An 18,762-nucleotide genomic window follows, 5' to 3' on the forward strand; every position below is an offset into this window, starting at 1 on the left:
AATTATGAACCTTGTCAGGTTTACGGTTCGAGCCGCTGTGGTGATTGCGATCGCAAGCTCGATATCCTCCGCCGCCAGCGCGGCTGTTTATCCGCCCAGCCGGCAACTGCAGGCTCAGATCATTTCCGATTTCAAGGGATCTCCTGCAACGCTTTTGCAGCAATATCCTGATGGCGGTCCGCAGTTGATTTCGCGCGTCCGCGACCTTGGAGCGTCGGATCCGACGACAGTGCCGGGTCTGATCGAACTGCTGAAGAACCCGGCGACATCGAAGGACCAGTTGCGCGCGATCGTCGCTGGACTTGCCCAGGTCGCCCGCATGGCGGCACAGACCGATCAAGCGTTTGCCAATGAGATTCAGGCCGCCGTCGCCGGAACGAACAATCCGGACGTGATTGCTGCCTATCAGGCCGCAACCGGTGATGTTGCAATCGCTGCGGCTGGCGGTGCCGGGGGTGGTGGCTCCGGTGGTGGGGGCCCGACGACCGGCTTCGGATTTGCCTTTGGTGGCAGCGGCTCCGGTGCCCAGAGCTTTGGTGGCCTGCACTACCCGAACAGTGTGACGACTTATACGGGTTCAGTGACTCCCTCGACCGCCTATCCTGCGGTCAGTCCGACGCAATAACGTCCGGGCCTCTTGCGCCGGCATCCCCTTAGAGAAAATAAACCAAGGCAGCGTGTCACGCGCTGCCTTTGATCTTCCGCGATGACTTGCACGATATACTGCCCGTGAAGCACGTGGTGCGCCCATGCTTCGATGACTATGCGTGATTTGCGGACACGTGAAATCACGTCGCCGCGCGCTTGTCGGCCCAAGTACGGGCATTGATTGATTTCAGGATTTACCGGATGTTGCAGCTGAACAAGTCCACCTCAGAGATCAATCGCGAATTCGCCGAGACTCAAGGCTCCCCGTTTCAATCGCTGACTCTGCATTTGGATGTCATCCGGCATCAGTTCCCAACAATCGTCGCGATCATATCCGCCTCTGTGATCTTGGCGCTTCTCTATCTCTTTACCGAAGCTCCGCAATTCACCTCTACGGCGTCGATCGTCATCGACACTCGCAAAGTACAATTGTTCCAGCAGCAATCGATGCTCGGTGACGTGGCCCCTGACTCGGCGTCGGTGGAAACGCAGGTTGAAATTCTCAAGTCCGAGAACATCAGCTTGGCGGTCATTCGTGACCTGCATCTGACGGAAGATCCGGAGTTCCTCGGCAACGGCGGAAGCTTGATCGGGTCGATCGGCAATTTCTTTTCCGATCTGTTTTCCAGTGGCCGTGCCGGTTCCGAGTTCAGATTGCAACGCAAAGCTCTGCAACGTTTTGAGAGCAATCGTACCATCAAGCGTCTCGGTCTCACATACGTCATGGAGATCGGCTTCACCTCGCGTGATCCAGCGAAAGCGGCGCAGATCGCCAATGCGATCGCTGACGCCTACATTGTTGACCAACTGGAAGCCAAGTACCAATCAACGCGTCGCGCCAGCGTCTGGTTGCAGGATCGCATCAAGGAGTTGCGCGCTCAGGCATCCGCGGCACAGAAGGCGGTTGTCGATTTCAAGACAGCCAACAACATTGTCGATACCGGCGGGCGCTTGATGAACGAGCAACAGCTCGCCGAAGTGAATAGCCAGCTGGTTGGGGCGCACGCCTCGACGGCCGAGGCCAGGGCGCGGCTGGACCGCATCAACGATATTCTGAAGCGCGAAATCCCGGACGCGGCGGTGGCGGATGCTCTTCGGAACGAGACCATCGTCAAGCTGCGCGGCCAGTATGTCGATATGGCCGCCAAGGAAGCGATCTGGGCCGCCAAGTATGGCCACGATCATCTTGCCGCGGTGAATCTGCGTCGCCAAATGGACGAGATCAAGCGGAACATGATCGACGAGCTCAAGCGCATTCAGGAATCTTATAAGAGCGACTATGATATCGCCGTCACGCGCGAGGAGAGCATCAAGGCTAGTTTGGCCACCGTGGTCTCGGAGTCCCAGCTCACCAATCAGGCGCAGGTTCGGCTGCGCGAGCTCGATAGCAATGCGCAGTCGTATCAGGCGATGTACGACAATTTCCTGCAGCGCTACATGGAATCGGTCCAGCAGCAATCGTTCCCCATCAGTGAAGCGCGCGTGATCAGTGCAGCAACGACACCGCTGGTCAAGAGCTATCCAAAGACTCTTATCGTACTGGGGGTGGCTCTTTTTGGCGGTCTGGTGCTGAGCTTCGTCCTGGCGATCGTGCGTGAAATGATGGACCGGGTGTTCAGGACGACACAGCAGGTCGAAGAGGTGCTCGGCGCGAGTTGCATAGCGCTGCTGCCGACAGTGAACGCAGCTGCGACCAAGGACGCAACGCCCAGATTGCTGCGTTATGTCGTTGATCATCCTCTCTCGCGCTTCTCCGAAGCGGTGCGCTCGACGAAGGTGGCAGTCGATCTGAACTCGATCGTTCGAGAGAACCGCGTGCTGGCGGTTACGTCGACTCTTCCGAATGAAGGCAAAAGCACGCTGTCTGCCAACCTGGCGCAATTGATGGCCCATGGCGGTGCGCGCGTCCTCCTGATCGATTGCGATCTCCGCAATCCCTCGCTCTCTCGCGCGCTGACGCCTGACGCGGAGTCTGGTTTGGTCGAGATCCTCGCGCATAAGGCTAAACTGGTGCAAGCGTTGACGGTTGATGCGCAGACGGGGCTCTCGATCTTGGCTGCAGGTACGACCTCCAAGCTTCTTCATACGAATGAGATATTGGCATCCAAGATGATGCATGGCCTGATTAGCGAGCTGAGGGACAAGTTCGATTACATCGTGCTCGACATGCCGCCGATGGCGCCGGTAGTGGACGTGCGCGTGACGTCGACGTTCGTCGACTCCTACATATTCGTTGTGGAGTGGGGCAAGACCCTGATGGATGTCGTCAGGCACAATCTGCGTGGTTCTCAGGAAATCCAAGACAAGCTGCTTGGCGTCGTTCTCAACAAGGCAGATACGAAGCGCCTTGCTCGCTACGAGTCCTATCACAGCCGTTACTATTACAAGAAGAACTATGCCCGCTACGGCTACGTCGATTAGCATGGGCGAGATCCGGCGGAGATGCTGCAGGGGCGTATTGCTTCTGACGGGTATCGTTGGAGTAACCTGGTCACTGATCGTGTTGCCATCGTTCTGGGCCGATCTGCAGGTCAGCTCCGTGGCCACGCACATCTTGGTCGGTGAGCAGCTCAAGCCGGGAACCGTGGATTCGATTGCGGTTCGTATGGACGCGGACTCGCCATCGAGCCTTCCCTACCCCAATCTGATACGAGCCCGAGCGCTGATTGCGCTTCGCTCGGCCGAGGAGGCCATGCTGGGAAAGGGTTCCCAGGACCTGGATCGCAAACTGGCGGCCGCGGAGAACAAGCTGAAGTCGTCGTTGATGCTCGATCCGGCCGACGCTTTTCTTTGGCTGTTGCTGTACTGGGTGAGGAACGAGCGCGACGGCTTCGACTCAGGAAATATTCGCTATCTCGAACAGTCGTACGCCGCTGGACCATACGAAGGCTGGATCGCGCTCCGTCGCAACAGGTTGGCGCTTGCGGTATTTCCACTGCTTGGGGAACAGCTGCAGCAAAAGGTCGTTGCCGAGTTCGCCGGCATGGTCGAAAGCGAGTTCACCGATGATGCGGCACGCAACCTGACGGGAGTCGGCTGGCCTCAGAGGGATAGATTGCTGGCGAGCCTCGCAGGCGTTCGCCTGATCGCCCGTGAAGCTTTTGCGAAGCGGCTGGCATATGACGGCGTGAAGGCCACTGTGCCGGGAGTCGATCTGCCTGAAAGGATGTGGCGGCAATGATTCGATCGCTCTTTCGGCTTGTCCTGCTGATCTGCATGGCTCCGGCCTGGACATTGATCCAGAACGCTCCATCGGCTCACGCCCAAAGCACCAAGTCAAAATTCACGATGCAGGGCGTCGCCGACACATCGGAATCGCCCGTCATCCGTGACGGCGCCAATCGGCCCTGCCTCAATGTTGAGGCGGCTGCCAAAGGGCATGTCCAGAACGGAGAGCTGATGGATCATATCGTGAGCGTCAAGAACAACTGCTCTCGAATGATCAGAGTCAAGATCTGCTATTACCATAGCGATCACTGCAAGGATGCGACCGTCTACGGCTATCAGCGCGTCGACACGATTCTGGGAACGATGAAGATGTCGACCTTTCGATATTCACTATTTCAAAAATGAACTTGCCGCGCGCTCTGCTCATCTGATCGCAGGGACCGCGAAAAGGTCCACGAACTTTCTCGCGTCGTCTTCGCGCTGAACGAGCAGCCCTGCGCGATTACGGTCGGCCTCGTTCAGGGCGGTTTGAAAGTCAGCGACCGACTTCTCCCACGCGAGGATTTGTTTCGCGATCCCGTCGAGATCCGACGCGCTCGGATCGAGCAGCAATTCTTCCGGTACCATGTTGGCGATGCATCCGCGGCTGGAGGCAGCGACGATGATGCCTGCCATCTGCGCCTCATAGATCACCACGGGCTGCGCTTCGTTGACGTATCTCGTCGGAAATATCAGAGCGTCTATCGAGGAGAGAAAGTGGACCTTGGCGTCATCGTATACGGGCCCCACGTACTCTATTCCACCGATCTCGCTCGCGCGACGCTTGATGTAGCGCTCGATTTCGAGATCGGAGCAGGGACCAGCGATTCGTGCCGTCAGGCTGGATCCGCTCTCTCGCAGTCGAGCCATCAGGTCGAGAAATCGGTCGATACCCTTTTCGAACGAGATGTTCGATAGATAGCCGATCGAGCTGAATTTCCGGCCACAGTTCCGCAGTTCGACCGCGGGCAAATCGATAAACGCTAGGTTGGAGATGACGACCGTCCTCAGATGCTTGCCATACAGCTCCGAAAGTGTCGTCGCCATCCTGGGACAGAGCGTAATATGAAGCTGGTTGGTGCCGGCCATGCGAACGATGGACGCCAAGATAGGGCTGCGCTTCGTCAGGTATGCAAAGCTGTGATGATGGAACGCGATCGTCTTTCCCAACCACCGCGCGAGGGCGACCATCAAGAGGTCATAGAGCAGACCATATCCGCCGGACAGAGAAAGGTAGAGTGTCGGGGCCTCGGAGTGGCGAATAATAGCTCGTCCGCATCGGGCGTATGCTCGTGCGCGATTGAAATGATGCCGCCACCGATTGGGAGCATTGCCTGGTGATGTGTCGCCGAACGCGAGTTGAAATCCAGCAGCGCGCAGAGTGTCGGCCGCCCGCTTGGTGATGAGAGCAGCGCCATGAACCGGCGGAGGAAGTGGACCCGCCACAACGATCATTTTACCGGGCACGGAGTCGTCGGTCCTTCAGCATGTCGGCAAAAGAATAATCGATGGCGAGCGCATTCTTGGCAAGGCAGCGGCACGGATCCCCAATGTCGCCCTAGCCGGACGGTAGAGAACAGGTCACCGTGTGCGACACACAGGGCGAGCCCGGGACGCACCTGCGAGCCGCGTCCGAGCACTACGTGACTGTGAAGGCGGTTCGGTGAAAAATCTTTGCGGTCTTGGGTATGTCCCGCTGGTGAACCGCGGGATTGCCACCGATCATCGAGTATTCTTGGGGCGCGACGTGAGTTACAACTGCGCCCGAAGCCACAACGCAATAGTCCGGGATGGTGACGCCCTGCAGAATGATCACGCCGGTGCCGATCATCGTGTAGGCTCCTATCGTGATTGGAGAGCATGTTTGCCGGGCAGACATTGGATTGACCCCGTGGGTCAACAACTGGCTGCGGAATCCGGCCAGACCGCAGAACTGACGAAACTCGATCCGGTCTGTGCAATCAATGTAATGCTGGCTCATCACCAGACTTGCCTTGCGCATAATAAGATCCGAACGCCGTTTCGTTCTGTTTCGGAAGGCCGGCGAATTCAGGCGAGTTGACAGTCCACCGATCCAGTTCAGATTGCCGATGACCGCATCTTCATCCATCTGCAACCGATCAAGCCGGCCGATATAGTTGAGATGACCGATGTAGGTCTTCGCTTCCAGGACGCATTCGTCGGCGAGGATCAAGGACAGACCGATCCGCGCGTCGCGATGGATCGAAAAACCGGGGATCGCGTTGAGGACCAGCCGGCGGATTCTCCAGGGGAAGAAAAGAAATAAAACTTGAATAGCAATCTTCAGCATAGTCGTTCCTCGCGCCACCCAAAATAACCGAAAGTGCTGCGGTTTGGTCAAGATCTCGGCTTTAAGGTTTATTTCGATAGCGTATCGCCTCGAGGACACGAATTCACCAGCGCACCAGCTAGGCGGCTTCCGCCGGACAGTCGAGCTTCTTCCGGATGAAAACCATCAAGACGGTCTTGAAGGCGTGAGGCGTAAGCGACTGAACGAGTTGGAACGCGCGGTAAAGACCGCGGTTGTTGGCGTGGTAGGCTGGCTCTGCATCCCAAGCATATACAAAATGGTCGAAACGCGCGGGTGGGAAATACCTCCGTAGCGTAGCCGGCGTATTCAAACGATAGACCGCCGGAAAGATGTCCTCATCCTTGCGCTCGGGTTGTGCCGAGCTGAGTATGCTGCGGCTTATTCCGCTCGGGATGAGGCGGTTGGCTAATGCGATGTAGCCGTACCTGTTTGGGGTTCGCGCGCAGATCCAGCCGCCGGGCTTCAGAAGCCTGTCCATCTCGGCGGTGCTTTGGGCCGGATCCGGAATATGCTCGAATGTGCAATCCGACAGGATGATGTCGGCGCAATTGGCAGGCAGTGGCGCACGTCCCGTCGGATCCAGGAGCATCGCCTCGTCCAGGGACGGATTGGTGAAGACGGCTTCGTCGACGTCCAATCCGATGACTTGGGCAACGCGTCCCTTGAAATTGCAGAGATTGCGCCGGTACTCCGAGCTGGCGTCTTCGTGGATCGCGCCGCGGCCTGCGCCGAAATCGATCATTCTGGTGCTCGGCGTCGCGAGGGCGTTCACGCGTTGGTAAAACGCAATCGTGCCGTCGATCCTGGAGAATCCGCCAGCAGCTAATTCCGGGAAGAAAGTTGAATGCATGGGACCCACTGACGCTGGTGCGTTCAAGAGAAATGACGGCCAAATACCTAGGCAGTGTTCGTCCGAACCACGACCGGAATATTCTAGACCGGCGGACGGGACGACGACCCGCCGTGATACAGCAAATCCTGATAGGCCGAGGTCTCACGAATTTCGAACGCGCTCGGGAGGTCTATGACATTGGCGTCGCCACGGCTGAGCCGAAAACTCACCTTGCCTGGCACCAACGGAATTCGAAACGAGGTGATTCCAGCTTTCGCCTTCATGCTCTTTGAGCCCTTCGCGGTCGCTATCGTGAGCTCGCCCGGCTCCTTCAAGAACGCAAGCAGCTCGATGTCATTCTGAGGCGGATCGGCAAAGCGACTGACCAGATTTGTTGCGAACCTGAACGGCTGAGCGGAGCCAGTCCCGGCCGCCTCGGTGGATTCGATTCGGTGAAAATAGTAGAGCACGTCTTCAGTGATCGGCGGCATCGTACCGTTCTTGAACCACGCGATATAGAACGCAGCGAGATCATAGAAAGCGTACTGAATGCTGGTTGACGGTCGAATTTCGGATCCTTCGGAATAGTCGTTCCAGGTGGCGATGTTGACCGCGTCGGAGCCGATTTCCATTGCCGCGGCCCATGAAGCTCGGAACAATTCACTGTTGTGGCATTCCGAGAACCAGCGATTGTGCGGCCGGAAGTCCTGAGGCCACACCACGGATGCCCAGACCTTCCCGGCCTGTTTGGCCAACTTTCCTACCTTCTTGAGGAGAGGGACGTCGCTCAATTTGTCGACCCCCCACATCGAGGCACCATCGATCAATTCCATGAAATCGATCGTTCTGCGCACATCGAGAAATGTAGGGTAGAAGAAAACCTTCTCTCCGCTTGACGTCAGTCGTTGCAACAGTTCCTTCCATCGGCCAACGTCCCACTGCTCGGGAGAAAAAGCCCCTAGGATCAGTCGGCCGTCGGATTGGCGCGCAACATGGGAATTCCGCGCCAGCTTGAGGATTGCGTCGGCAATCGCGTCGACCGGTGTCTTCACCAGAATTACGGTATCGATCGATAGTATGACTTCGAATCCCGGCGGCCCCTGTTGGGCGGCCTCAAGCATGTTGCGCAAATGGATCATGTACGGGGAGCCGTCGTCTATACCCCCCATGTTGAACAGGAAGCCATCGAGCCCGATGTGATGCGCGGCTTTGATCTCATCAATCATGTCAAGCACAGCCCAGTTTGCCTCCGGGCGCGGAGGTCGAGGCAGGGGGCGTTCGCGCACGAAGCCGCCCTCGGCCCGAAGTTTACCTTGGGTGCCGTCCGGCGACAGATAATCAGCATACTGGTCTTTATCCGCCGGCCAGTTATCAAACGAGGTCGGGAACCAATGCCAATGCGCGTAAACTTTCTTCCTCTTCGCTCCTGAACTCGTCGCGGCGGCCACCGGGGCCGGCATTGAAGATGCTCCTGCGAGGAGGATGCTGGCGGAAAGAAGCTGGCGCCGGTCCATACGCGCGTGCAGCTTAAGGTCGGCGTTAATCCGGGCCGGAGAAAAGGACTTCAAGTAAGTATTCCGTTGATATCTTCTATATATTACAAGGATATCTCACCTGAGTTTTGGCCGCAAGGTGAGCGAGCTCGAAGCGTTAACGCGACCGAGATATGTATTGTACGATCTGCACCGGGGCTGATCAGCGGTGGGATGCGCTCTTTCCAGAGCCGGCGCCGCAATGTGGAGCTTGGCGAACTCTAATGTTTTTAGGTTATGAACCAGTTCTCGCGTAGTGCAGCCGCCTCCCAGTTGTATGTGACGCCGAAGAGCGTCTTCGACTATGTCGTGATCGGCTCGGCCGGAGCCTACCTGCTTCTCTCGTTCACCCAGGCTTGGTCGAGCCCGCGTGCTTCGTTGATCGCAGCCATGATACTCGGGGTGAACGGCATTGTTTCCTTGTTCGGCTTGAAGATCGCTCTGGCTAGATCTTACCTGCTGTTCGTTGTCTTCTTCGTTTTCAACCTCCTGTTTCTGGCGGTGGCGCCTCTTCAGCAGATCGGAAACGACTTCGATCCAATTCTGGCTGATGTAAGTCTCGTTGTGCCGGCCAGTCTCCTTTGCGCATTCATGACGATCGTGGGTCTCTGCTTCGTCATCTATCGTCCGTTTCGAACTCCCGAACCCCGCCCTAACCGGTTTCTGGACAGAAGCCTCGCCGCGGAGCCAAACCCGAACTACACCCTTCTGGCAGCTGCCTCGATCGTCGTATCGCTCGGATTGGTTGGTTATCTTGGCTCGTCATTGCTCCAGGTGAATCGCGAGGCCTTCGGTTCGGTGGTTGGCGAAAGCAAGATGATCAACATTCTGGTCACGGCATTCTTCCGGCCATTCACCCTGGTTGCTCCCGTTATCGGTGCCAGTGTCGCCTTGGCTCGCCGGAACACGGGCTGGGTGACGTGCTTTGCAGTTCTGCTTCTGGCGGGTCTCTTCATCAACAACCCGCTCATTTCCGCACGTTTTCGTTCCTCGACATTGATCGTATTCTGCGTGCTTGCGATATTCGGTCCAAGAAGCGTTCGTCTGTTTCTCGTCACCTATTTCGCCGGATTGCTGGCGTCGCCCATATTCGGATCCATTTTCCGGTACGCAAACGTCTCTCTCGATCAGCGGCCCTTCTCCCAGTTCTTCGTTCATCCTGATTTCTCAGGCCTCGACCTGTTCTGCTATGCCATCATGTGGGTCGAAATGAAGGGCTTGGAATGGGGATCGAACATCATGGGGGCACTGCTGTTCTTCGTTCCGCGCGACCTTTGGGCGGGGAAGGGAAGAACAGTCGGCGAGATCATGCATGACTACATTTTCATCCTGAAAGGCTTTGGTACCGATAACGTTTCGGCTCCGCCGCCGATCGAGGGCTATTTCAGCTTCGGAATTGTTGGGGCGATGCTGATGTCCGTCGCGATCGTCTATGTTCTCGATCGCGTAGAGCGTCGCAGCTTCGCCGCCCAAAGGCTGTCGCCGCTCTACTTCATTCTCTGTCTTTCGCCGATGCTTTGCATGATCCTGCTTCGCGGCCCGTTCCAGGTCGGGTGGTCGGAATGGGCAATCCATAGCTCTACCGTCTTGGCTTCGGCGGTCATGCTCCTCCTCACCAAACGCGCCGTCTATGTTCCTGCGCCCCCCTCAATTCGCCGCGGGTCGATGCCCGAGACGTCTCAGAAGTAAGCGGCTAGACTAAACGGGTTGCGCCCGGATACGGCCCGAGGTTCCCTTGAATGCTACCCAAAGCGCCGCGGCGCCATTGGCAATTGCCAACGACACGAACGCACCGGTAACTCCAAGAGCCAGGCAACTGGGAATCGCGATGACGGCGGTTATCGCCGCGGAGATCAAGCCGCCGGCCTGCATCAAGCCGAGCCGGTGATTGGCCCTTAGCCACATGCTCACGGTCGCGAGTGCGAGGGCGAAGCTCGTCGAGATCAAGGCAACGGGGATGGATCCCCCGAGCGCGACATACTTGGTTCCGAAGATGAGAGAGGCCGCGTCGTTGCCGAACCAAATTGCCATGACGGCCAACGGAAGCGGAGCGAAGACGATCAGAGCCAGGATGAGCAGGTGAGGGGTTTCGATCTGGCTGATCTTCGCGACTGCAATGCGCGGCGTGATGAACCCTGAGAGCCCGCCAAGCAACTGGGCGAATGGGGATATCACGGCGAACATCAGTCGATAGCTTGCAACGGCTTCAGGCGAGTTCAGAAACACGAAGACGAACGGATAGATATTTGTCGTCGCCAGACCGAGGAGATTGTTGATCAGGAACGAGTATCCCGCCCGGAAATGGGACTTCAGGGAGATGGTCTGGGTGTCGTTGTGCCTGCGTGGGATGTTTCGCCAAGCTGAGACAAGGAAGACCAGATTGCCGAGAATGAAGGGTACGGTATATGCAAAGTGCGATTCCAGTTTGACGTGAGGCAGCATCCAGGCTGAGACGATTAGGACTGTCGCGTACGCCGCCGCTGCGATGGCGGATGCTTGCACGTGTCCCTGAATGTGCATAATTCGCCGAACGAATTGGACCGGACCGGCAAAGCTGAAGAACAGGCAAGCTAGAGCTACAACCGTGAGCGTTTGCATCTCGTGAGTGCTGCTGTTCAAGACGAATGCGCATCCTGCGGCCAGTGCCAGGCAGCAAAAGGATACATTGACCGTCCACAGTCGCCGCAACAATGATTGTTGACCGTCCTGTGCGCTGATTCCAGTCGCGATGATGGGGTCGCAGATGACCGCGTGATGAGCGCCGATGAGAATGAGATAGCAGGTATATCCCAGGCTCAGCTCGGCGAATTCGGCCAGCGGCAGCCGGCGCGCGACTACCGCCAGGTAGAAGAAATTGGAGAAGCTGAAGATGACCTGCTCGCTGCCCAGAACGAAATATTTGATGAGGTAGGTTTTCATCTTCCTGAAATTGGATTGCTGCTAGCGGGCGCTAGGGCCTTAGCGATGGTGCCCTGATTGCACGACGTTATAGGATGATGCGGAGCCCTGATGCGAGCTTGTTTGAGGACAAAGTTAATTGCCTGATTCTCATTCTGGGTGAACGAATCTACGATCAGGCGCGCGCCCATGCGATTGGTGTCATGAACGGGCTGCTTCTACTGGCGGGGGGTAAGACCATCAGTAGGCCACGGGATCGCGAGTCACTTGTACCACGGTGCGCAGGATGATCTTTGCGTCGAGCCAGATGCTCCAGTTGTTGATGTACCACAAGTCCAGGTCGACCCTGGATTTCATCATGCCGACAGTCAGCGTTTCGCCGCGATAGCCGTTGACCTGGGCCCAGCCGGTGATGCCTGGTTTGACGTGTTGGCGAAACGCGTAGTTGCTGATGACTTGCTCATACTCCGAATTGTGCGCAGCCGCGTGCGGGCGGGGGCCGACCAGCGACATGTCGCCCTGCAGGACATTGAAGAGCTGCGGCAGTTCGTCGATCGAGGTCTTGCGTAACCATTTGCCGACCGGAGTTACGCGAGGATCGTCCCTGCGCGCCTGCAAAATGATCGGTCCATCTTCCAATACGCGCATCGTCCGAAACTTGTAGATCTTGAAGGCGCGACCGTTGAATCCGTTCCGGGTTTGCCGAAAGAGTACCGGGCCGTTCGATGTGCATTTGATCAGGATCGCGGTCATCAGCATGACCGGTGCGAACACCAGCAGGCCGAGGCTGGCGCCGATCAGGTCGAACGTGCGTTTGAGAGCTTGTTCTTGCCGCGAAATTGGTGCGCGCCGAATCTCTGCAATCATGCTGCTTCCGGCGGTCGTGACCGGGTAGCGCAAGAATCTCGAGACATCGGGATCGGAGACGAGATTTACCGGTACCGGAAGGATTCTCAATGCGTCGGCGATCTTGTCGATCGCGTGCCAATGATCCCACCTGAGCAGCAAAAACACCTGTTCGATCTGGTTCTCTCGTGCGTAGGCGATAAAGTCGTCAAGGCGTGGACCGATCGACGGGATCAGCGATGATAAGGTCAGGCACTCCGGGCGGAGCTCCATGACCCGCGTGATCCGGTAGCCATGCTGCGTAAGTCCTGCCATTGCCTCCGATGATATCAACCCGCGCTCGGCGATCGCCACGGCGCGGCGCCTGGCGAAGGCGCCGTTCCGCAAGGCGGTCGTGACAAAGCGCGCAATGGCTGCCTTCGCCAGCAGAAGGAGAACTGGAGCGACAAGGTAGAACGAGATTATCGTGCCGCGCGAGATTTGACTGCTGGCCTTTATGGCGAAGGTTATAACGATCAGGGCACCGAACAAGGCGGTCCACGTGGCCAGCGTCTTTTTGAATAGCCGCGGCAGGTCAGTAAAGTTCCTGAGAGCGTAGCCGTGCTGAACCTTGATCAGAAGTACAAAGTTGAGCGCAACCAGGAGGCTGAGCGCGGTGTAGACGTCGAGTTGGTCGTGCTCCGGCCGCGCATAGATCTGATATCCGGCGGCACAGCCAGCGCCGCTTGCCACGATGATGATAGCGTCGGCCACGAGAGCCAGCAGTTCAACAATTTTGGGTCGCCACCATCGTACGGCTAAACTTGCACGTGCCGGATTCGCCTCATCGAGAACGTGAATTTCTACCGGACTGTCCGCGGCGGAAGTCGGGCGAGCCGATGCAATCGTCATAGTATAAACTCAGGAAAAGGAAGATCGGGTTGGGTGCTATCAGGAATGGCCGCAGCCGAAACAAGTCGAATGAAAAAATAACCTTACTTCTTGTGCTCTCATTATCCTAATTCTGCCATTTAGAACACAAAATTCGAAGGTCGGAAGGGAATACGTTCATGCGTCACCGACGACGGCGATCGGGATCAACGGTGACGCGCCGGGTGGCGATCGGTCTCGCGGCGCTGTCCGCAACCGGACTTGTTGTCTTCGCCTTGATTCCTGACGTTACGCCCGTCCACACCCCCGCCGATTCCTCGTTTCACGCCAGCTTCTTCCTGGATGGACCCTACTCCGCTCGCTTCGCGGGGGAGATGATTGCTGCCAAGGAGGGCTATTTCAAGCGAGGCGTCGCAATGAGAGCCCTTCCAGACGATCCCAATTTCGTCGAAACGGTTGCGAGGGAGAATGCAATCGGGGTGACGACGGGCCAGAAGTTCCTGCTTGCGGTTTGGCGAGGGGCTCCTGTCACTGCCTTTGCAGCCAGCTTCCTTGACACCTCGGTGGCAATTTTCGCGCTGGAGCGGTCGGGCTTCCATCGGCCGGATGACCTCATCGGCAAGCGCATCGGTTGCCGCGAGGGGAGTGAGGCAGAAGTCGTCTTTGACGCCATGATGGCCAGGCTTCGATTGCCACGGAGCCAGATCGTCAAGGTTTCCGACCGGGCCGACTTCCAGGCACTGAGATCCGGGGATGTGGACGCGATCGTTGTCCCGATCGATCAGCAGCCTAGCCAGACAAGCGCGGACTACGTCCAATTGAGCGTTATGAAACCTCAGGACTACGCAATCCACGTGCCTGGGCAGGTTTATTTCGCCAGCAACGATCTGATTCGAGAGCGGCCGTCCGCAATTGCCGATCTGTTGCACGGCTTGGTTCGGGGGTGGCAATTTGCCTATGCCGATTACAGCCGGGCGATTCCGATCATTGTCGATTTTGACCGGGCGGGCCTCGCTCCCGAGCGAGTCAGGTTCGAATTGGAGCAGCAGCGGTCGCTGGTGCTGCCTGTCGGCGCCCGAATAGGCGAATACGACGAAAGTCGGTGGCGAGCCCTGCGCGATATCCTGGTCTTCGCGGGTCTTGGAAGGGAGAACGCCCCGCTGTTTCAGGCTGTCAGCACACAATTCATCAGGGGCGAGTACCGGCGCGCGCCGGAAAAGGAGGGAGCCGGCGCCTTCTAGCGGCCCCGATTCGACATCCCGGGCTGGTGGATGAGTACGCTTTGGTCCGTTGCCTTTTTCCGATCCCGTTGATAAACAATCTGCTCGATATCCGGCTGAATTTTGAAATATTCTGATTTGGCGCATTTCGTGGCCGGTGGGCGAGCGCAGGGGAAGGTGGTGATGGCGAAGCAGACTATCCGGCGTTTGGGGTTGTTGGTATCGGCAATGGTCTTGTTGGCCGGGCCGCAGGCAATCGCTGCGATGCAGTTGCCGGCACCCGTCGTCCCAACGCCGGCCGAACACGTAGTACCGATCACCTTCTGGGCTCAACCATATCCATACCGCTATGTACCGCGGCGGCGTTGTCCTCAAGTCCGCGTGGAAACTCCCTACGGCTGGTATTGGGATCGGGTCTGTATAGCGGAGACCAGCCCGATACTTCGCCGGGCTTACTAGGCGGGACGTTTCACGGAGAGCTTGCGTTGCTTGTCGCGCTTGACGGCTCTTGACGGTACGCGTTCATCATTAAAATGATCCTTTCTTTACTCCGTTAATGAGAGCTGCCACCACCTCGCAAGCGAAAGAGCGGGGAGCGACAGACTGGTGCCTTGCGCAAGCGCACGTACGGGCCCGGAGGTTCACGGACTGCGGGGCCGAGTTCGGTCAGGCTGCCAAGATCGGCAGAAGCGTGGCGTGTCGGAGCGAAGTTTTTCTTTCCGACGATTTTGGCGGGCCTTACCGAGCGTAGTCCCCTCGATTTCGCACCGGAGTTCAAGCGGCAATTAGCCGCCGCGGCAGCGATCGTTTCAGCGGAGGCTGCGAAGCCAAAGCGGTGATCCTTGGCTGTCTCGGTTTTTTTTGGATACGAGTTATCGTTCAGGATTTGGATTGAATGCGTATTCTTTTGGTCGGCATCAATTACGCTCCCGATCTCATCGGCGTTGCCAAATACAATACGGAGCTTTGCGAAAGCCTTGTTGCCGAGGGCCACGAGGTGAGGGTCGTTACGGCGCCTCCCTACTATCCGGCCTGGAGCATCCCCGCCGGTTTGAATGCCTCCTATTTCAGGCGCTCGATGATGGGGGACGTCGGCGTCATGCGAGCGCCGATCTACGTTCCCAAGCAGCCGACTGGTGCAAAGCGTCTGATTCATCACCTGTCCTTCGCACTGACAAGCTTGGTGCCGGTGCTGATCGATGCGTATTCCTGGCGGCCCGACATCATAATCTCCGTCGCGCCGTCGTTGATGTCGGCCCGATTTGCTTCCTTTGTTGCTCGTCGCATCGGTGCAAAGTCGTGGCTTCATGTGCAGGACTTCGAAATTGATGCCGCATACGGACTGGGACTGCTCCGGAATGCTTCCCTACGGAAGGTGATGCTCAAGGCGGAAGCGGCGGTCCTCCGATCGTTTGATTGCGTTTCCAGCATCTGTCCGCAAATGGTGGAGCGCTTGTGGGACAAAAACGTTGATCCGCAAAGAACGACCGAGATCCGAAACTGGATCGACACGGATGCGATATTTCCCCGCCCAAAGCAGACCAGATATCGCACGTCCCTGAATATCGACGAAGATGACATCGTGGCTCTCTACTCCGGGACAATGTCGGCCAAGCAGGGGCTTGACCTCCTCGTCGGAGCCGCCGCTCTTCTTCGGCGCAATCCGCGACTGCATTTCATCCTCGCAGGCGAGGGGCCACACAAGGCAAGGCTGGTGGAGATGGCCTCCGACAATCCGAGAATTCATTTCCTGGGACTGCAGCCGAACGAAAGTTTCAACGAATTGCTGGCGACGGCTGACCTTCATGTCGTCCCGCAGAGGGCGGAGGCGGCCGATCTTGTATTACCGTCCAAGCTGGGGGCGATGTTTGCGTCCGCCCGTCCCGTCGTCGCGATGGCAGAAGGGGGCACGGGGCTTGCTGCCGAAGTGCAGGGTGCCGGCTTGCTCGTCCCGGCGGGAGACGTTCGATCGCTTGCAGATGCCATTCTTCACTTGGCCGAAGATCCGTCTCTTTGCGAGAGGCTCGGTGCAGAGGGACGAAAGCGTTCCATCGAGCGTTGGGACCGCCGTACCATCGTGCGTCGCTGGATTGCGAGCATGAGTTCGATTTGCGGACGGCCGGGCAGATCCGAACACGGGCCGGGTGTGGTTTCCGAGAATCCGGCGGCATCGATCAATGACGCTCTTCCTCTGTCCTGACGGGCCACGTCAGGATGTCTCCTGCGTTAATGATCAGTCCCTGCTACGATTGACCTGCATGGAAGGTCGCTTCTAGATGTCTCCGGCGGTCGAGCCATTCCATCGTCGTATTTGTTTCCAATCCCGGCGGTGAACGGTAGGTTTTCGCATATGAGTGGACGTGTTGCGCTAATTACGGGCGTTACTGGACAAGACGGCGCGTATCTTGCCGAGCACCTCATATCGCTCGGCTATGTCGTTCATGGCATCAAGCGGCGTTCGTCTTCCTTCAACACCGCTCGTGTCGATCATCTGTACCGGGATCCGCACGTTGGTGAGGTGCCGTTCCTGATGCACTACGGCGACATGACGGATTCCACCAATCTGATCAGGCTTGTGCAACAGATCAAGCCGACGGAGATCTACAATCTGGCGGCGCAGAGCCATGTCGGCGTCAGTTTCGAGAGTCCTGAATACACCGCGAACGCCGATGCAATCGGGGTACTGAGGCTCTTGGAGGCGATCCGCATCCTGGGCATGGAGAAGGAGACGCGATTCTACCAGGCATCCACGTCCGAGCTGTATGGGCTGGTGCAGGAGATCCCGCAGAGGGAGACGACGCCGTTCTATCCGCGCTCGCCCTATGGTGTCGCAAAGCTCTACGGATACTGGATCACGGTCAACTACCGCGAGGCCTACGGGATGTTTGCCAGCAACGGCATCCTGTTCAACCACGAGAGTCCCATCCGCGGTGAAACGTTCGTGACCCGCAAGATCACGCGCGCCGTGGCCCGCATCGAGGTCGGGATCGAGGATACGCTTTACCTGGGCAATCTCGAGGCGAAACGAGACTGGGGGCATGCCAAAGACTATGTCGAAGGGATGCACTTGATCATGCAGGCGGATAAGCCGGACGATTTCGTGCTTGCCACTGGCGAGACCCGCTCGGTGCGCGAGATGGTTGAACTTTCCTTCAGGGAGGTGGGACGAGAGATCGAATGGCGCGGCAAGGGCGTTGATGAGATTGGTATCGACAAAAGCAGCGGCAAGACGGTGGTTCGAATCGACCCGACCTATTTTCGGCCAACCGAGGTGGACATTCTGGTTGGCGATGCGAGCAAAGCGAACAAGATGCTGGGCTGGAAGCCGAAGCGGACGTTCGGCCAGCTCGTGCACGAGATGGTGGCAAGCGATCTGAAGGATGCAAGGCGGGAGCGATCGAGTGCCAGCCACAAAGTTTGATCTGAAAGGCAAAAGCGTCTACGTCGCCGGGCATCGGGGGATGGTCGGCGCTGCGCTCGTGCGCCGGCTGGCGCAAGAAGACGTACGGTTGCTCACCGCGAAGCGAACCGAAATCGACCTGACAAACCAGGCTCAGGTGTTCGATTGGTTCGCAAGGATGCGGCCGCAGGCCGTGTTCGTCGCAGCGGCCAAGGTGGGAGGAATTTCGGCGAACGACAAGCTTCGCGCCGAGTTCATCTACGAGAACATTGCAATCGCGGCTAACGTCATCCACGCTGCGCATACGAGCGGTGCCGAGAAGCTGATGTTTCTCGGTTCATCCTGCATCTATCCAAAATTTGCGCCTCAGCCGTTGCGCGAAGACTCGATCTTGACTGGCCTGCTCGAGCCGACCAACGAGCCCTATGCGATCGCCAAGATCGCCGGCATCAAGATGGCAGAGGCCTATCGGCGCCAATATGGCTCTGACTTCATTAGCGTGATGCCGAGCAATCTCTATGGCCCCGGGGACAACTATCACCCGGAATATAGCCATGTCGCAGCGGCCCTGATCCGACGCTTTCACGAGGCCAAGGTCGCCGGAAGCAAGAGCGTCGTCGTCTGGGGGAGCGGTTCGCCGCGTCGCGAGTTTCTCTTCGTTGACGACATGGCGGACGCCTGTATTCACCTGATGAAGAACTATTCCAACGAGCGGCCGATCAACATCGGGACTGGCAGCGACATCACCATCGCTGAGCTCGCCCGTATGATCGCCGGTATCGTCGATTATCGAGGAGACATCGTCTTCGATCCGACACGCCCTGACGGAACGCCGCGCAAGCTGCTTGATGTCAGTCGTCTCTCAACGCTCGGGTGGCAGGCCAGGACTCCGTTGGAGGCCGGGATGAGGCGCGCCTATGAGGCCTACCTGACGACCCACACATCCGCCATAGACGATCGGTGAAACATAGTCCTCC

Annotated in this window: 16 protein-coding genes; 9 read left to right on the top strand and 7 right to left on the bottom strand. The window is 57.8% G+C overall.

Features of this window, described 5'->3' with window-relative positions; genetic code table 11:
- Window positions 1–4: 4 nt before the first annotated feature.
- The 4 genes from ABIG06_RS20625 (at window position 5) to ABIG06_RS20640 (ending at window position 4,221) form a co-directional block, all read left to right on the top strand.
- Window positions 5–625, top strand: a complete 621-nt coding sequence (locus tag ABIG06_RS20625; protein WP_370138405.1) for a hypothetical protein — start codon at window positions 5–7, stop codon at window positions 623–625.
- Between the two features lie 224 nt (window positions 626–849).
- Window positions 850–3,069 (top strand): polysaccharide biosynthesis tyrosine autokinase, encoded by a 2,220-nt coding sequence (locus tag ABIG06_RS20630; RefSeq protein WP_370138406.1) that lies wholly within the window; start codon window positions 850–852, stop codon window positions 3,067–3,069.
- A gap of 37 nt (window positions 3,070–3,106) precedes the next feature.
- Window positions 3,107–3,829, top strand: a complete 723-nt coding sequence (locus ABIG06_RS20635; protein WP_370138407.1) for a hypothetical protein — start codon at window positions 3,107–3,109, stop codon at window positions 3,827–3,829.
- On the top strand, window positions 3,826–4,221 hold the full coding sequence (locus ABIG06_RS20640; RefSeq protein ID WP_370138409.1) for a hypothetical protein: 396 nt from the start codon (window positions 3,826–3,828) through the stop codon (window positions 4,219–4,221). Before ABIG06_RS20635 ends, ABIG06_RS20640 begins: the two co-directional genes overlap by 4 nt.
- Window positions 4,222–4,239: 18 nt before the next feature.
- Here ABIG06_RS20640 and ABIG06_RS20645 read toward each other — a convergent pair whose 3' ends face one another.
- The 4 genes from ABIG06_RS20645 to ABIG06_RS20660 form a co-directional block, all read right to left on the bottom strand.
- Entirely contained in the window at window positions 4,240–5,322 is a 1,083-nt protein-coding gene (locus tag ABIG06_RS20645) for a glycosyltransferase family 4 protein (RefSeq protein WP_370138410.1), read from the bottom strand.
- Between the two features lie 172 nt (window positions 5,323–5,494).
- Entirely contained in the window at window positions 5,495–6,166 is a 672-nt protein-coding gene (locus ABIG06_RS20650) for an acyltransferase (RefSeq protein ID WP_124161163.1), read from the bottom strand.
- Window positions 6,167–6,284: 118 nt separating this feature from the next.
- Window positions 6,285–7,037: a class I SAM-dependent methyltransferase gene (locus tag ABIG06_RS20655; RefSeq protein WP_124161164.1), complete on the bottom strand. Its 753-nt coding sequence runs from the start codon at window positions 7,035–7,037 to the stop codon at window positions 6,285–6,287.
- A gap of 83 nt (window positions 7,038–7,120) precedes the next feature.
- A complete protein-coding gene (locus ABIG06_RS20660) occupies window positions 7,121–8,587 on the bottom strand; it encodes an endo-1,3-alpha-glucanase family glycosylhydrolase (RefSeq protein WP_370138413.1) in 1,467 nt (488 codons plus the stop codon).
- Window positions 8,588–8,788: 201 nt separating this feature from the next.
- On the opposite strand from ABIG06_RS20660, the gene ABIG06_RS20665 reads away from it, so the two are divergent.
- A complete protein-coding gene (locus ABIG06_RS20665) occupies window positions 8,789–10,240 on the top strand; it encodes a hypothetical protein (RefSeq protein ID WP_370138414.1) in 1,452 nt (483 codons plus the stop codon).
- A gap of 9 nt (window positions 10,241–10,249) precedes the next feature.
- Here the strand turns inward: ABIG06_RS20665 and ABIG06_RS20670 are convergent, their stop codons facing one another.
- Both ABIG06_RS20670 and ABIG06_RS20675 read right to left on the bottom strand, forming a co-directional pair.
- The gene (locus ABIG06_RS20670) at window positions 10,250–11,470 is read right to left on the bottom strand and encodes a lipopolysaccharide biosynthesis protein (RefSeq protein WP_124161167.1); all 1,221 of its coding nucleotides are present in this window, start codon (window positions 11,468–11,470) and stop codon (window positions 10,250–10,252) included.
- A gap of 219 nt (window positions 11,471–11,689) precedes the next feature.
- Window positions 11,690–13,186 (bottom strand): undecaprenyl-phosphate glucose phosphotransferase, encoded by a 1,497-nt coding sequence (locus ABIG06_RS20675; protein ID WP_370138416.1) that lies wholly within the window; start codon window positions 13,184–13,186, stop codon window positions 11,690–11,692.
- A gap of 191 nt (window positions 13,187–13,377) precedes the next feature.
- On the opposite strand from ABIG06_RS20675, the gene ABIG06_RS20680 reads away from it, so the two are divergent.
- Window positions 13,378–14,406, top strand: coding sequence for an ABC transporter substrate-binding protein (locus tag ABIG06_RS20680; protein ID WP_370138417.1), 1,029 nt, complete (start codon window positions 13,378–13,380; stop codon window positions 14,404–14,406).
- Here the strand turns inward: ABIG06_RS20680 and ABIG06_RS20685 are convergent.
- Window positions 14,403–14,705, bottom strand: a complete 303-nt coding sequence (locus tag ABIG06_RS20685) for a hypothetical protein (protein WP_370138419.1) — start codon at window positions 14,703–14,705, stop codon at window positions 14,403–14,405. The two genes, ABIG06_RS20680 and ABIG06_RS20685, sit on opposite strands and share 4 nt — an antisense overlap.
- Window positions 14,706–15,280: 575 nt before the next feature.
- Here ABIG06_RS20685 and ABIG06_RS20690 point away from each other — a divergent pair.
- From ABIG06_RS20690 to fcl, 3 genes are all read left to right on the top strand, one after another.
- Window positions 15,281–16,585, top strand: a complete 1,305-nt coding sequence (locus ABIG06_RS20690) for a WcaI family glycosyltransferase (protein WP_370138420.1) — start codon at window positions 15,281–15,283, stop codon at window positions 16,583–16,585.
- A gap of 150 nt (window positions 16,586–16,735) precedes the next feature.
- The gene (gene gmd, locus ABIG06_RS20695; RefSeq protein WP_370140880.1) at window positions 16,736–17,806 is read left to right on the top strand and encodes a GDP-mannose 4,6-dehydratase; all 1,071 of its coding nucleotides are present in this window, start codon (window positions 16,736–16,738) and stop codon (window positions 17,804–17,806) included.
- Window positions 17,766–18,749, top strand: a complete 984-nt coding sequence (fcl, locus tag ABIG06_RS20700) for a GDP-L-fucose synthase (protein WP_124161172.1) — start codon at window positions 17,766–17,768, stop codon at window positions 18,747–18,749. Before gmd ends, fcl begins: the two co-directional genes overlap by 41 nt.
- Window positions 18,750–18,762 lie beyond the last annotated feature (13 nt).

This window comes from Bradyrhizobium sp. USDA 326 (assembly GCF_049739485.1).
GTDB lineage: Bacteria > Pseudomonadota > Alphaproteobacteria > Rhizobiales > Xanthobacteraceae > Bradyrhizobium.